This window comes from Mesorhizobium sp. M1307 (assembly GCF_040318155.1).
In the GTDB taxonomy this organism is placed as follows: Bacteria; Pseudomonadota; Alphaproteobacteria; order Rhizobiales; family Rhizobiaceae; genus Mesorhizobium.
Map to the genome: position 1 here is coordinate 21,655 of NZ_JAMYLR010000043.1, position 15,157 is coordinate 36,811.

Annotated in this window: 14 protein-coding genes and 1 tRNA gene; 9 read left to right on the top strand and 6 right to left on the bottom strand. The window is 62.1% G+C overall.

All coding sequences use genetic code 11. The features are described from left to right. Positions 1-8 precede the first annotated feature (8 nt). Positions 9-815: an undecaprenyl-diphosphate phosphatase gene (locus NKH16_RS28955; RefSeq protein WP_352903092.1), complete on the bottom strand. Its 807-nt coding sequence runs from the start codon at positions 813-815 to the stop codon at positions 9-11. A gap of 162 nt (positions 816-977) precedes the next feature. Here NKH16_RS28955 and NKH16_RS28960 point away from each other — a divergent pair, with 162 nt between their 5' ends. The 9 genes from NKH16_RS28960 (at position 978) to NKH16_RS29000 (ending at position 9,661) form a co-directional block, all read left to right on the top strand. Further along, the gene (locus tag NKH16_RS28960) at positions 978-1,670 is read left to right on the top strand and encodes a glutathione S-transferase family protein (RefSeq protein ID WP_023678968.1); all 693 of its coding nucleotides are present in this window, start codon (positions 978-980) and stop codon (positions 1,668-1,670) included. Continuing rightward, positions 1,651-2,811, top strand: a complete 1,161-nt coding sequence (gene queG, locus NKH16_RS28965) for a tRNA epoxyqueuosine(34) reductase QueG (RefSeq protein WP_352903095.1) — start codon at positions 1,651-1,653, stop codon at positions 2,809-2,811. Before NKH16_RS28960 ends, queG begins: the two co-directional genes overlap by 20 nt. Next, complete coding sequence (locus tag NKH16_RS28970) at positions 2,808-3,716, top strand: SDR family oxidoreductase (RefSeq protein WP_352903098.1); 909 nt, start codon at positions 2,808-2,810, stop codon at positions 3,714-3,716. Before queG ends, NKH16_RS28970 begins: the two co-directional genes overlap by 4 nt. Before the next feature lie 56 nt (positions 3,717-3,772). Next, positions 3,773-4,867 (top strand): penicillin-insensitive murein endopeptidase, encoded by a 1,095-nt coding sequence (gene mepA / locus NKH16_RS28975; RefSeq protein ID WP_502901473.1) that lies wholly within the window; start codon positions 3,773-3,775, stop codon positions 4,865-4,867. A gap of 121 nt (positions 4,868-4,988) precedes the next feature. Continuing rightward, positions 4,989-6,014: a glucokinase gene (locus NKH16_RS28980; protein ID WP_352451886.1), complete on the top strand. Its 1,026-nt coding sequence runs from the start codon at positions 4,989-4,991 to the stop codon at positions 6,012-6,014. A gap of 119 nt (positions 6,015-6,133) precedes the next feature. Further along, a complete protein-coding gene (locus NKH16_RS28985) occupies positions 6,134-7,993 on the top strand; it encodes an ABC transporter ATP-binding protein (RefSeq protein WP_352903101.1) in 1,860 nt (619 codons plus the stop codon). Then, positions 7,990-8,823 carry a 4-hydroxy-tetrahydrodipicolinate reductase gene (gene dapB, locus NKH16_RS28990; protein ID WP_023678962.1) on the top strand — a complete coding sequence of 278 codons (834 nt, stop codon included), beginning with the start codon at positions 7,990-7,992 and terminating at the stop codon, positions 8,821-8,823. Before NKH16_RS28985 ends, dapB begins: the two co-directional genes overlap by 4 nt. A 59-nt stretch (positions 8,824-8,882) precedes the next feature. Then, positions 8,883-9,503: a 2,3-bisphosphoglycerate-dependent phosphoglycerate mutase gene (locus NKH16_RS28995; protein ID WP_352451888.1), complete on the top strand. Its 621-nt coding sequence runs from the start codon at positions 8,883-8,885 to the stop codon at positions 9,501-9,503. Positions 9,504-9,576: 73 nt separating this feature from the next. Then, positions 9,577-9,661 (top strand) — tRNA-Leu (locus NKH16_RS29000). A 133-nt stretch (positions 9,662-9,794) separates the two neighbouring features. Here NKH16_RS29000 and NKH16_RS29005 read toward each other — a convergent pair. The 5 genes from NKH16_RS29005 to NKH16_RS29025 all read right to left on the bottom strand — a co-directional run bounded on the left by NKH16_RS29005 (position 9,795) and on the right by NKH16_RS29025 (position 15,152). Further along, a complete protein-coding gene (locus tag NKH16_RS29005; RefSeq protein WP_352903105.1) occupies positions 9,795-10,970 on the bottom strand; it encodes a hypothetical protein in 1,176 nt (391 codons plus the stop codon). A gap of 276 nt (positions 10,971-11,246) precedes the next feature. After that, on the bottom strand, positions 11,247-11,684 hold the full coding sequence (locus tag NKH16_RS29010) for a DUF4087 domain-containing protein (protein ID WP_352451890.1): 438 nt from the start codon (positions 11,682-11,684) through the stop codon (positions 11,247-11,249). Between the two features lie 23 nt (positions 11,685-11,707). Continuing rightward, a complete protein-coding gene (locus tag NKH16_RS29015; RefSeq protein ID WP_352451891.1) occupies positions 11,708-12,121 on the bottom strand; it encodes a hypothetical protein in 414 nt (137 codons plus the stop codon). A gap of 205 nt (positions 12,122-12,326) precedes the next feature. Further along, complete coding sequence (locus tag NKH16_RS29020; protein WP_352451892.1) at positions 12,327-12,734, bottom strand: lysozyme inhibitor LprI family protein; 408 nt, start codon at positions 12,732-12,734, stop codon at positions 12,327-12,329. Positions 12,735-12,839: 105 nt separating this feature from the next. Continuing rightward, complete coding sequence (locus NKH16_RS29025) at positions 12,840-15,152, bottom strand: lysozyme inhibitor LprI family protein (RefSeq protein ID WP_352903110.1); 2,313 nt, start codon at positions 15,150-15,152, stop codon at positions 12,840-12,842. Positions 15,153-15,157 lie beyond the last annotated feature (5 nt).

The window sequence follows — 15,157 nt, forward strand, 5'->3', positions numbered from 1 at the left end:
GCGCCGGCTCACCCCCAGATTGCCAGCCCCGCCAGCCCGACGATGCCGACGACCAGCCGCCACCAGCCGAACAGCGCGTAGCCATGGCGCGAGACGTAGTCGAGCAGGAAGCGCACGACGATTAGCGCGGTGACGAAGGCGGCAACGAAGCCGACGGCGATGATGGGCAAGTCGGCGCTGCTTAGCACATTGCGGTTCTTGAACAGGTCGAAGGCGAAGGCGCCGACCATCGTCGGGATTGCAAGGAAGAAGGAGAATTCCGCCGCCACCCGCTTGTCGACCCCGAGCAGCAGCGCGCCGACGATGGTCGAGCCCGAGCGTGACGTGCCGGGGATTAGCGACAAGCACTGAAACAGCCCGATCTGCAGATAAAGTCTGGTCGGAAACCGCTCGACATCGTGGTAATACGGCTTCGGCTTCATGCGATCGACCAGCAGCAGGATGACACCGCCGATGATCAGCATGATGCAGATCAGCCGCGGCGATTCGAACAGCACCGTCTTGATGAAATCATGCGCCAGTGCGCCGATAATGGCCGCCGGCAGGAATGCGATGAGAATGCCAAGGACGAAATGCCGCGTCAGCCGATCGTAGGGCAGCTCGAGCAGCATCTTCCAGAGACGGCGGAAATAGACGCTGAGGATCGCCAATATGGCGCCGAGCTGGATCAGGATTTCGAAGGCCTTTCCGGTCGAATGAAAACCGAGGAAATGGCCGGCGAGCAGGATATGACCGGTCGAAGACACCGGAATAAACTCGGTCAGGCCCTCGAGCAGGCCGAGCAGCAGCGCTTCGACGACGGTCTGGCTTTCCATGGCAACCTCGGCGTTGGAGTGAGGGCTTGAGAAAAGGGCTTGCTTGTCATGGCGCGGAACTCCCCCTATAGGTCGCAGCACCCTGACAGCCCGCTGAATCGGGCGGCCAAGACTTACCGGCGCAGCCGGCGATTTGCCAGTGCGCTCTATTATCGCGGGACCATGCTGACGCTTTTCCACCATCCGATGTTCGCCAGCTGCCGCTTCGTTCGCCTCGCCTTTGGCGAGTATGGCGAGGAACTGGCGCTGATCGAAGAGAAGCCGTGGACGCGGCGCAAGGAGTTCCTGGCGTTGAACCCGGCCGGCACGCTGCCGATCCTGCTCGCCGAAGGCGACGTGCCCATCGTCGGCGCAGTGGTCATTGCCGAATATCTCGACGAGACGCGCGGCGTACTCAAGCGCGACAAGCGGCTGTTCGCCGAGGATCCGATGGAGCGCGCCGAAATCCGCCGGCTGACCGACTGGTACCTCAACAAGGCGGAAAGCGAGGTTACCCGGCATCTGGTGCGCGAACGCGTTCTGAAGCCGGTCATGCCGGAAACGGCAGGCGGCGGATCGCCCGATTCGGCGGCGATCCGCGCCGCCCGCGCCAATATCCGCCAGCACATGAAATACACCAACTGGCTGGCCGGCACCCGTCATTGGCTGGCCGGCAACAAGGTCACCTATGCCGATCTCGCGGCGGCGGCAGCACTGTCGGTGCTCGACTATCTCGGCGAGATCGACTGGCGCGAACACAGCGCCGCGCGCGAATGGTATACAAGGGTGAAATCACGGCCTTCGTTCCGGCCGCTTCTGTCCGACCGGGTGCGCGGCCTGTCGCCGGTGTCACATTATGCGGACCTCGATTTCTGATACGGCAAAGCTGCGCGCGCTGATCGACCGCGAGGCGCGGAATGCCGGCTTCGACGCCGTTGCCGTCACCACGCCCGATGCGATTCCGCAGGCGCCGGAACGGCTGGCCGAATTCGTTGCCGACGGCTTTCACGGCTCGATGGGCTGGATTGCCGAAACGCTCGAGCGGCGAGGCAAACCGACGACGCTTTGGCCAGAGGTCCGCTCGATCATCGTGCTGGCGATGAATTACGGCCCCGACCACGACCCACGCGACATCCTGGCAAAGCGCGACCGCGGCGCGATCTCGGCCTATGCGCAGAACCGCGACTATCATGACGTGATGAAAGGCCGGCTGAAGGAGATCGCCGGCAAGATCGTGGCGCGCGCCGGCGGGGACGTGAAAGTGTTTGTCGACACCGCGCCGGTGATGGAAAAGCCGCTGGCCGAGGCGGCCGGCCTCGGCTGGCAAGGCAAGCACACCAACCTGGTCAGCCGAACGCATGGCTCCTGGCTGTTCCTCGGCACCATCTTCACGACGGCCGAACTGGTGCCGGACGCGCCTGAGGACGACCATTGCGGCTCCTGCCGCGCCTGTCTCGACGTTTGCCCGACGGACGCCTTTCCGGCGCCTTACCGGCTCGATGCGCGGCGCTGCATTTCATACCTCACCATCGAGAACAAAGGACCGATCCCGCATGAGTTCCGGGAAAGGATCGGCAATCGTATCTATGGCTGCGACGACTGCCTGGCCGAGTGCCCGTGGAACAAGTTCGCCCAAGCCGCTTCGGAGGCAAAGCTTGCCGCCCGCGCGGACTTGCGCGAACCGCCGATCGCCGAGCTGCTGCGCCTCGACGACGCTGCCTTCCGCGTGCTTTTTTCGGGCTCGCCGATCAAGCGCATCGGCCGCGCCCGTTTTATCCGCAACGTGCTGATAGCGGCCGGCAATTCCCAGGACTTGTCGCTGGCCGGCGCCGTTCGCGCGCTGCTCGACGACGCCTCGCCCCTGGTTCGCGGAGCTGCGGTATGGGCGCTGTCGCGGCTGGTGCCGGGTCGGGAGTTTGCCGAACGTGCCGCAGCCGCTTTGCAAGCAGAAGATGACGAGGCGGTGAGAGGCGAATGGCTTCTGGCCCTGCCAAAGCCGATCGAGGCACATACGTGACCAAACAGCAGATTTTCATCTTCGGCGCCGGTTATTCGGGCAAGGCCTTTGCCCGCGCCAACAAGGATGCCGACACAGCGATCTTCGGTACAACACGGTCGCTGGAAAAATTCGCGGCGCTGCGGCAAGCCGGTATCGTGCCGCTGCGTTTCGATGGCACGCTGACCTCCGAAATCGGCGATGCGCTTGGGAAGACAACCCATCTCGTCGTCTCGGTCGCGCCGGACGAGGCCGGCGACCCGGTGCTGGGTGCGGCTCGCGAGGTGGTCACGGCCAACATGCCGGAGCTCGAATGGATCGCCTATCTCTCGACCGTCGGCGTCTATGGCGACCATGGCGGAAATTGGGTGGATGAGGCCGCCGAATGCCGGCCAGTATCGAAGCGATCAGCGATGAGGGTTGCCGCCGAGCAGGACTGGCTGAAACTGGGCCACGACACCGGCCGGCCGGTGGCGATCCTGCGGCTTTCCGGCATTTATGGGCCAGGCCGCAACGCCTTGGTCAATCTGGAAAACGGCACCGCCCGCCGGCTGGTCAAGCCGGGCCAGGTGTTCAACCGCATCCATTGCGACGACATTGCCGGCGCGCTCTGGCATCTGGCCGAAGGCAATCGCGGCGGCATCTTCAACGTCACCGACGACCTGCCGGCGCCGCCGCAGGACGTCGTCGCCTATGCCGCCCGATTGATGGGCATTGAGCCGCCGCCCGAAATTCCGTTCGAGACCGCCCAACTTTCGCCCATGGCGCGGTCCTTCTACGGCGAGAACAAGCGTGTCGCCAACGCGGCGATCAAGACGGCCGGCTTTGGGTTTCGCTTCCCCGACTACCGTTCGGCGCTCGACGCCATGTGGGCGAGCGGCGACTGGCGCGACGGCGAGGCGCGCAGCCCGATGAAACGGTCATGATCGATACGTTGCGCGGGGCGTGGTATGATGCGGTTCAAATCGCGGAGGGGTCCAGCTTGGGGAAGACGTTAAAGCGAGCCTTGCCCGGCAAAACACTGCTGCTTTCGGCAGCACTGGCCGTCACCAGCTTGACAGCGCCGGCAACGCAGACGGCGGGCGCCGAGGAACGGGCAAAAGACCTGTTTGGCGCCAAAAGGCTGCCGGCGGTCGCAGCAGCGCAATCGATCGGCTTCTACTCCAAAGGCTGTTTTTCCGGCGGCGTCGCCCTGCCCATGGACGGCCGGCACTGGGAGGTGATGCGACCGTCGCGCAATCGCCGCTGGGGCCATCCGGCAATGATCGCGCTGATCGAGAAACTGTCGCGCGACGCCGCTGCCGACGGCTGGCCGGGCCTGTTGATCGGCGACATTTCGCAGCCGCGCGGCGGGCCGATGCTGACCGGCCATGCCTCGCACCAGATCGGCCTCGACGCCGACATCTGGCTGACGCCGATGCCCGACCGCAAGCTCTCGGCCGAAGAGCGCGAAAACATCAGCGCTACCTTGATGGTCGATGAAAAAACCCATCTGGTGAAGGACGGCCTGTGGACGCCGATGCACACGCGGCTGTTGAAGCGTGCCGCGAGCTATCCCGAAGTCGAGCGCATCCTGGTCAATCCAGGGATCAAGAAGAAGCTCTGCGACACGGTCAAAGGCGACCGCGGCTGGTTGCGCAAGGTCAGGCCGTTCTGGGGCCACGACTACCACTTCCACATTCGCATCGGCTGCCAGGCTGGATCACCCGACTGCAAGGCGCAGGAAGCGACGGCGCCGGGCGATGGCTGCGACCAGGCGCTGGCCTGGTGGTTCACCGAGGGGCCGTGGCGCCCCAACAAGAACCCGGACAAGCCGAAGGCACGCGACGTGATGACGATGGCGAACCTGCCCAGACAATGCCAGTTCGTGCTCGACGCGCCGGCTCCGCCCTCGGCCGAAGCAGTCACCTACTATGGTGACGGCGTACCGATCGCAGCAGAACCCGCTCTCGCGGCAGAGTCTTCGCCGCCGCCGACGGTCGCAGCCGGCGCGGCAGCGCTTCCGGCCTCGGCGAACGCCTTTGTGGCGACCCCCGAGATCGGCATTCCGCTGCCGCGGCCACGACCGGGGCACTGATGCGGGCAGCGTGTTTGCTGTCTGCATCCGTGCATCTCCACTTCGAAAACCGATTTCCCTTTTTGCGGTCATGCGCTAGTCAACGAGAGAACGGCGATACGCGTCGGGAACGGACGAGAGCATGCCAGGCGTAAGCGACGACGACACTCTGTTGCGATTTCCGATCCTGATCGGCGACATAGGCGGCACCAATGCGCGCTTCTCGATTGTGCTCGACGCAAATTCCGAGGCCGGCGAGCCGACGATCGTCCAGACCGCCAACTTCAATACGATAGACGAGGCGATCCAGTCGGCCGTGCTCGACCGCTCGTCGGTCCGGCCGAATTCAGCTGTGCTGGCGGTAGCCGGTCCTGTCGAAAGCGACGAGATCCCGCTTACCAATTGCCCATGGATCGTCAAGCCGAGACAGATGTTCGCCAGTCTCGGTCTCAGCGACGTCGTGGTGCTCAACGACTTCGAGGCGCAGGCGCTGGCTGTCGTCGCGCTCGGCGAAGAGCATATGGAAAAGATCGGCGGCGACGAGCCGGAACCGAATTCCGGGCGGGTGGTACTCGGCCCGGGAACCGGGCTCGGTGTCGCCGGGCTGGTTTATGCGCTGCATCACTGGATACCGGTACCCGGCGAGGGCGGCCATATGGATATCGGGCCGCGCTCGCCGCGCGATTTCCAGGTGTTTCCGCATATCGAGAAGCTCGAGGGCCGCATCTCCGGCGAACAGATCCTGTCCGGGCGCGGCCTGGTCAATGCCTACCGGGCGGTGGCCAAGGCGGACGGCAAGCCGTCGCCCTTTACAACGCCTGCCGAGGTCACCGCCGCGGCGCTGGCAAAGAACGATCCGGTGGCCGAAGAGGCGCTGTCGATCTTCGTCACTTGCCTGGGGCGCACCGCCGGCGATCTCGCTCTAGTGTTCATGAGCCGCGGCGGCGTGTTTCTCACCGGCGGCATCGCGCAAAAAATCCTGCCGGCACTACGCACCGGCAATTTCCGCGCCGCCTTCGAGGACAAGGCGCCGCACAGCGCCCTGATGCGCAGCATGCCGGTCTATGTCATCACCCATCCGCTGGCGGCGCTTTTAGGGCTGGCCGCCTATGCCAGAAATCCGTCGCTGTTCGGCGTGCAGACGGCGGGGCGGCGCTGGCGGGTCTAGGACACAAGCTGCGCCGCGACGAAGTTTCGCCGTCCCCGGCCATAGGCAAGCCGCCATCGGGGCGTTAAGAGGTTGCCGAATTGCAGCCCGGCCGAACCGAAACCACAAAGCGCTCCAACTTGACACTTCCAGCACCAACCAAAGGGAAAGTCCGTCCCAGCGAGATCGTGGCGGTGATCCGCCGCATCATCGCCGAAAACAGCCGCGATTATCGCTGGTATTATGTTCTTGCCGTGCTGTGCCTGGTGACGATCGCGGCGACGACCGCCTTCACCGCCTGGATCATGAAGGATGTCATCGACCAGATCTTCTATAAGCAGCGCGGCGATCTTATCGCGCTGATCAGCGTGTCGATCCTGGCCGCCTTCATGCTGCGCGGGCTGGCCAGCTACGGCCAGGCAGTGACGCTGGCCAAGATCGGCAACAATCTGGTGGCGCGCTACCAGCGCCGCATCTTCGACCATCTAATGAAGCTCGGCGTCGGCTTCTTCAACGACACCCGCTCGGGCCGGCTCGCCGCGCAGATCAACGAGAACGTCAACGGCATCCGCGATCTCCTGTCGATGACGCTGACATCGCTGGCGCGCGATGCCGTGTCGCTTGTCGCGCTGGTCGGCGTCATGATCTGGCAGGACCCGGTGCTCTCGGCGATGTCGCTGCTGATCGGGCCGCCCTTGATCTACAGTGTGACCTATCTGATGCGTCGGGTGCGTCGCATCACGCGTGAATCGGTGCAGATCAACTCGCGGCTGATCGGCGCCATGCAGGAAGCGACGCAAGGCATCGCTATCGTCAAGGCCTTCACCTTGGAAGACGAGCTGTCGCGCCGCATCGGCGGCCTCGTCGCCGGCGCCGAGCAGCGGGCAAACAAGATCGCCCGCGTCTCGGAACGGCTGACGCCGATCTCCGACATGCTGGCCGGCTTCGCCGTCGCCGGCGTCATCGCCTATTCCGGCTACCGGGCGACCGTCGGCGGCCAGCCGCCGGGCGCCGTCGTTGCCTTCCTCACCGCCCTGCTGCTTGCCTATGATCCGGCCAGGCGGCTGGCGCGCATGCAGGTCGGTATGGAAAAGTCGCTGGTCAATGCGCGCATGATCTACGAGCTTCTCGACCTCGAGCCGCAGCAGGGTGACGTGCCAGGAGCCGCCGAGGCGAAATTCACCTCTGGCGAAGTGCGCTTCAACAACGTGTCCTTCCGCTATGTCGAAGGGGCGCCGGTCCTGCAGGATCTGAGCTTTGTCGCCGCCGCCGGCAAGGTGACCGCCATCGTCGGAGCCTCGGGCGCCGGCAAGACGACGCTGGTTGCGCTGCTGCAGCGCTTCCACGATGTCGAGTCGGGCAGCATCGAAATCGACGGCCAGGACATTTCAAAGGTCACCAAGCATTCGCTGCGCGGCTCGATCGCCTATGTCTCGCAGCAGCCCTATCTGTTCGAAGGCACCATCCGCGACAACATCCGGTACGGCAGGCTGAGCGCCACCGACGCAGAGATTGAACGCGCCGCCCAACAGGCCGCGGCACACGATTTCATTCGCCAGCAGCCGCAAGGCTACGACACGCCCGTCGGCGAGAACGGCGTGACGCTGTCGGGTGGCCAGCGCCAACGCGTATCGATTGCCCGCGCTATCGTTCGGCAGGCGCCGATCCTGCTGCTCGATGAAGCCACCTCGGCGCTCGACAACGAGGCCGAGGCCCGCGTCCAGGAAGCGCTGACCCATGTCATGGAAGGGCGCACTACCATTGTCATCGCGCACCGGCTGTCGACGGTGGTCAATGCCGACCATATCATCGTGCTGGAGCAGGGCCGGCTGGTCGAACAGGGCACGCATGCCTCGCTGATGGCCGACCCGCACAGCGTCTATGCGCGGTTCCATCGGGTGCAAGGCAGGAAAGGGCTGGGGCTTGTCGACGACGGCAAGCCAATCCAGACTGCGGCGCAAAATGTCCGCGCGAAAAAGGCGGCCGGGAGACATTCATGAGCGACACGCCGACCGTTAGTGAAATGGGCCTGGTGGTGGTGGGCGCGGCCGGCCGCATGGGCCAGGCGCTGATCCGCGCCATCCACACGATTCCGGGCGCCCGCGTCGCCGGCGCCATCGAGCGGGCCGGTTCGCCCCATATCGGCAAGGATGCCGGCGAGCTGGCCGGCGTCGGCAGGCTCGAGGTGGCGATCGGCGACGATCCGCTGCCGGCCTTCGCCAAGGCCGACGGCGTGCTCGATTTCACCACGCCGGCGGCGACCGTCGAATTCGCCGGCTACGCGGCGCAGGCGCGCATCGCCCATATCATCGGCACCACCGGCTGCTCGGCTGAAGACAATGCCAGGATCGCGGCGGCGGCGCGGCACGCGACGGTGGTCAAGTCAGGCAATATGAGCCTCGGCGTCAATCTGCTGGCGGTGCTGGTTGAGCAGGCGGCGCGCGCGCTCGATGCCGACGATTTCGACATCGAGATCCTGGAAATGCACCACCGGCACAAGGTCGATGCGCCGTCGGGCACGGCGCTGCTGCTCGGCGAGGCCGCCGCTGCCGGGCGCGGCGTAGCACTTGCCGGCAACGATGTTCGCGTGCGCGACGGCCATACCGGCGTGCGCAAGGCAGGCTCGATCGGTTTCGCCAGCTTGCGTGGCGGCTCGGTGGTCGGCGACCACAGTGTGGTGCTGGCCGGTACCGGCGAGCGCATCACGCTTGCCCATCATGCCGAGGACCGGGCGATCTTTGCCCGCGGCGCGGTCAAGGCAGCCCTGTGGGCGCGCGGCCGCAAGCCGGGCCTCTATTCGATGCGGGACGTGCTCGGCCTGACAAGCTGATCCACAGATTTGGCTGATCCACAAGATTTGGCTGATCCACAAGATTTGAAGGAGCAAATATGTCGAGAACTCTCGTGCTCGTGCGCCACGGCCAGAGCGAATGGAACCTGAAGAACCTATTTACCGGCTGGCGCGACGTCGACCTGACCGAACTGGGTCATGCCGAGGCCAAGGCGGCCGGCGCCAAGCTCAGGGCGCGCGGCATGAAATTCGACATCGCCTTCACGTCGTCGCTGATCCGGGCGCAGAAGACCTGCCAGCATATTCTCGACGCCGTTGGCCAGAGCGATCTCGAGACCATTCGCGACCAGGCGCTGAACGAGCGCGACTATGGCGATCTCTCCGGCCTCAACAAGGATGATGCGCGCAAGAAATGGGGCGAGGAGCAGGTGCATGTCTGGCGCCGCTCCTATGACGTGCCGCCGCCCGGCGGTGAAAGCCTGAAGGACACCGGCGCGCGCGTCTGGCCCTATTACCTGCACGATCTGCAACCGCATGTGCTGCGCGGCGGCACCGTGCTGGTGGCGGCGCACGGCAATTCGCTGCGCGCGCTGATCATGGCGCTGGACGGCAAATCGGGCGAGGAGATCGTCAAGCTCGAGCTCGGCACCGGCGTGCCGATCATCTACACGCTCAACGCCGATTCCACGGTGGCGTCGAAGGAAGTGCTGGAGCATTGAGCCGGAGAAGGAACGCGGCTTTCAAAAAAGCGCGTTGACACTCATCCCTCGCCCGCTTAATGAGCGCGCACCAGCCCAGATGGCGGAATTGGTAGACGCGCACGGTTCAGGTCCGTGTTCCGCAAGGAGTGGAGGTTCGAGTCCTCTTCTGGGCACCAAATTCCCGTTTCGGACCGTCCAAGTAGGTCCGTAAGCGCTAAAAAAGCCCGGTTTTCCGGGCTTTTTTGTTGTTTCGTGGCCTTTTTGGGGTCCGGCCGGGTGAAGTGCTGCCCTTGCTGTTAAACGTGCCGGCTAGCGACAACAGACATTGCGGACGTAAGTGTTGCCATAAGTGACGTAGGCGTCGTCGGGGATCGCCCCGTTTTCCTTCATCGCCTTGGCTAGGTCCTTAGCGGCATCCTGGGCATAGGTGCCGCGTAGCGTAATGGCGAACCACCCGTTGGTGGCGAGGTAGGCGACAAGCGGGATTGATGCCGATCGCACATAGGCCTCCGTATCGGCGAGATTGTCGAAGCTCTTGACCTGGATATGACGCTGTCCGAAGGGGCCGCTCTCATACTGGTCGACGTAGACCCAGGTGTCATGCATGTAGCCGACCTGACCGCCTGCACGGACACGGTACCATCGCTCGACATTACCCAAGATTACGACTGCGCTGCCGTTTCGCACATTTGCGAGCGTGGCGGATCTTACCTCTGGGAGCGCCTTTAAAGGCGCCGCGCCCTGGGAGCGGAGAATACGGCCCGAGCGGGCTTGGGGAATAACGAGTGAAGGATTCGTGGAAGCAGGTGGCAAAGAGGCGACAGGCGGTTGTAACGGCGCTTGCTGGGAGGATGGCGTCGAGGATGGTGCCTGGCTTGCGACCTGCGGCCAGCTCGCTTCGGGTTCCAAGGTAACGACCTTGTACTTCGCCATCTCGCTCCTAGAAAGATAACGTATGTCGTCACTGTCATATTGCAGCGAAAGCTGAAGCAGAGCGGGGTCCACGCCCATTTCGATCATGTAGGTGATGATGTCGGCGGTCATCTGCTGGATGCCGGAAACGGCGTCCTTGCTGTTTACGGGAATGTCGCCACTGAATGAGGATCTATGGACGCCGATGGAACCCGGCTCGGCAAAGCGCACAACGCCACCAAGGAACGCCAGGGAACAGGCCGAAGCACACTCGACAGCCCTGAATTGAGCCGTGCTGAGGCGGAGCCTGCGAATAAGGCGGCCAAGCTCCATAGCCTTCTGGATATTGCCGCCGGGGGACTGGAAGGTGACAGCGACTGATGCATTGGACCGTGCCAGTGCCTCGAAGACCGATAGGTCGTCCTGATACGAGAAATCACCCGACACGAGGATATACTGGAATCCGGAGTCGGTCTGCCCGGCTTGAAACTGCAAACCGGCATGGGCCACCGGAGCGCCCAGCAGCATCGATGCAACAAACAACAGGACGCGAACGAAAGAGATGCGAGACATGGCCCATAATACCCCCAAGTAGCCTAGCTTCGGCGCACGACACTGTCGAATCCTCGTTGCAGATTTGGTGAGAGCAACTTCAAGTTTTGCCTTGGTCGGGACCACTAGTAAGGCGCGCCCGCCATCACCCCAGCCAATCCGCCTGGCGCCTTGCCGAAACAGGCCTCGGCGTCGGGCTCGAAACGGAAGAGTTGATGAAATCGTCGGCGCAGTAGTTCGGCAGCGTCTTGCTCAGCGAGGCGCCATTTGCTGACTGCGACTGGTTCCTGGTTATGCTTATCCGTCGGGGTTAGGCAGCGATCTGTCGTTGCGACAGCGCAGCAGCGGAAGGATTTGGCCCGAGATCACTCTGGTGATCTTCTGTTGCTTGGCGTTGGTTACGACGTTCATGCACGCACATCCGTAGCCGTGACCCGAACCAGGCACATTGGTCTCGACGAATTGCCGCTCGTCAAAGGCCGGCACATTGTCGATGCCTTTGGGATCCGGGCGTCCCTGCATCTGGATCCACCAATCCCCGTCACTGTCGGTCAGGACGAGGTTGCCGGGTGTCGGGCTGGAGTACCAGCCACAACGGCGCTCGGCATAGGCGGCGGCAGACAAGGACATGATGGTCAGGCAGAAACAGATTGCGAACAATGGACGCATGAGAATCTTCACCTCCCTTGAGCAAAGCAGGTAATGCCGCCGATAATCTGCGTTGACGCCGGTCACGAGGCGGCATGATTTTGTTAGCCTTATGGCCTCAACTTCGTGTCCACATTTTCTTCGATCAATCCGCAATGAAGCGTCACAGGCTTCCTTTGGACATCGCTTAGTGGACCGTCGATGAAATCGCAGTTGAGCAGATTGTCCGGGCTGCTCTTGCGCGCCGACGCAACGTTGACGTTGACCTTGGCCGGCCCGGCAAGCCAGTCGAGACGCTTCGCGTCGACCTTTGCGCCGCTGACGTGGGCGTGGCCCGCTGTACCCGGTATCTCCACCTCTTCGTCCTGCGGCGTGAGATCGATCTGGCCGATTTCGTTTACGCGCTTCGCGGCGCTCCGCTTCGGGTCGCCGTAATAGGAGGCGAAGACAACGATCCCCTCCTTTTCAGCCGCGAGCTTGGCAGCTGCCTTTTTGGAAAGCGTGACGTTGACGTCGAAGCTCATGTCAGCCTGGGCTGTTGCCGGCACGACACATGCCAACAGTACAGGATGCCGCAATCGTCATTGCGAGTGACGATTTATAGGGTTTCACGATCCGCCTCCTTCAAGTCTCTCACGCAATGATGATGCCCCTCGCATCCTTTCATGTCTGGCGGCGACGTCACGCTCGCCGCCGGCTTCATCGTGATCCGATCAGCTGTGGCATGTGTCAGTTCGCGGCCGGAACAGGGCAGCTCATGTCGCCTTCCTGGCATTTCAGATAGCCTTCGAAACCTTTGACACGGGATTGTGTCAGGCCGTCCATGCACTGCGCGATGAGCATTGGCATCATGCTTCCTCCGGCCGCGCCTGCGGTCTGGAAACTGCACTCCGCGTCGCGAAACTTGCCCCAATCCCGCTGTGCCTGAACAAGAAGCTTCTTGGTATCCGTATCGTCCTTCAGGCGGGTTTCGATCTGCTTGTAAAGCTCATTGAGCTTCTTGTCGGATTTCTGGAACTCGGCACCGAAGCACTGGTTCATGGTGGCCTGATCCTTGGCCTCGGCGCACTTGTCCTTGGCAAGGGCGAATGTCGGCGCAGCCAGAACCACGGCAGCAGTCAGTATCGCTATTTTCATCGATTTCCCTTTCCCGTTGCAGTCAAGCTCTTAAGTTGCTCAGCCCCGCCCTATGTTCTCTTCAGCTATCCGTCATTGCCACGGTCGGCCGTGCCCATGGCCTGATTATCTGGTTTTCATTGGATCAGCTTTGCCACCTTCGGCGACCGTGACGTTGCCGACCTTTCCTGAGCCGGTCAGGGTGCCGCCCTCCTTGACCATGACTTTGCCGGAGACCTCTCCGTCAACGACAAGCAGTCCCGAGACGGAAACGTCACCAGTCAACAATCCGGTCACGCGCAACTCCGCCCCAGACGCCACTTCGGTCATGCCTGAATATTTGTTCTTTCCGCTCAGCGTCAGCTTGCCACCGGCGACAACGAGGCCGCCGCTGTCGCCGGCGTCATCATAGTTCGCGATGGTTCCATCAAATTGCCCGTCGGCTTCTGTCAGGATCAATCTGCCCGCACCCAGATAGACCTCGCCTTTACCGGTAAGGGTGCGAATGGCCGTATCGTTCAGGGAGTGCGCCACTCCCCAGGGCTTCAGGTGGTTTCCTTTCTGGTCGAGGTTGAGCACACCGTCGACCATGACGCGCGATGAATGCTCGATGCTGGCCGGACCGGCCAGGGTAAGATACCCATCGGCCGCGATATGGGTTGTGCCGGTATAAGTATTGGCCCCGGTCATGCGCACGTCCGCGTCCTTCTCGATCGTGAAGTCGCCGGCGCCGGAGACGATGCCGGCCAGTCCGAGCCATCCGTTGCTTCCAGCATCGCTGGTCGCGCGATTCAACTGCACTTGATCCTTGGCAGCCGCGTCTGTCGTAAAGTTAGCAGCGCTGACAAAATAGGGTGAATATGCGGTCGTCCTGTTTTCCAGATCATTCATTATGGAATTGGACTCGAAGAATGGCAGACCGAGAATGAGACCGCCGACTTTCATCTCATCGCTTTGGCGGAGAATGTCGACATCATCATATTCACGGTTATTTATACCATCATCGAATCCAAAAAACTTGAAGTCGACTATCTCATCACCGAATTCAGCAATATTAAGTCCTCTCGACTGAAGCTTACTCAAACTAGATTCTGTTGTAATATAAATGAAGCTTGTCGTTCCTGTATCCAATAAAACAGGTCCACTGAAATCAACCGATTGCTTCTTTCCCTTATGATCAAAGGAAATTTTATAACGGTAAGACCCTTCGTACTGACTGGATGCATTCGCGCCTGATCGCGGGAATCGTCTCTGGAGGAATTCGTAATCCAGTTCGCCCCACGGTATCAGGGCCGTAAACTGGGATCTCAGACTGGGGGACAAATTCAGCGTCAGGCAGGGAGCGCAGCCCGGTGTCGTCCTCTTTCCAAGATTTGCATTGGCGGAGACCACATAGCCGCTTTGCGTCTGACTGCCAGGAGCGGCGGTCTGGTCCCCCTTATCGATAAAATCGCCGGCTCCAAAGACGCCGTAAAACGGCGCCTCGTTACCGGGTTCGCCATTCTTCATGCTCTTGCGCGCATCAAGATCCGCATAAACCGGCGTATCGCCATGGTGGCCCACGGGCTTTTGCGTCACATTCGCATCCTCGAAGTCGCCGAAATCCTTGGTGAAGACGTAATCCACCACCCGACCTACGCTAAAGCCGCCGTCAAAGGTTACGGCAGGCTCTGAGGGATCATCTGGATCGTAATACGACAGGCTGTTGACCCGGGCCTGTTGTACCCAACCTCCATAGGTGCCGTTTCCATAGGGGTACATTTCGGGCTTGCTGCCGCGCACCGGCTCTACGCCAGGGACACTCGAATCGATCTCAGCGTTGAACTCATCCGACCCGGTGTCGAATTCGAACAGACGAGGCTTGGCACCATTGATGCCCAACGCAATCCCGAGTTTATGGTAGATGACTTCATCGCTGCCGGTTCCGAGGTGCCCAACAACATGTTGCAATGGAATGGGTATCGGGTCGGCAGCCTGGGCAAGGCCGGTCTGGCCGTTCTCCTCGGCCACGGCAGGTACGGCATGTGATGTGTTCGCTGCCGGAACGGGGCAGCTCGCATCGCCTTCCCTGCATTCCAGGTAACCCTCGAAATCTTTGACACGGGATTGCGTCAGGCCGTCCATGCACTCCGCGATGAGCGTTGGAATTGCGCTTTCTCCGGCCGCTCCTGCGGTCTGGAAACTGCACTCTGCGTCGCGAAATTTGACCCAATCCCGCTGTGCTTGAACGAGAAGCGTCCTGATATCCGCGTCGTCGTTCAGCCGGGTTTCGATCTGCTTGTAAAGCTCGTTGAGCTTCTTGTCGGATTTCCTGGACGCGGCATCGGCGCACTCGTTCGGGGTGGACTGATCCTTGGCGGCGTCGTTGCACTTGTCCTGGGCAAATGCGAAAGCCGGCATGGCCAGAACGATGGCAGCGGTCAGCATCGCGGTTTTCATCGATG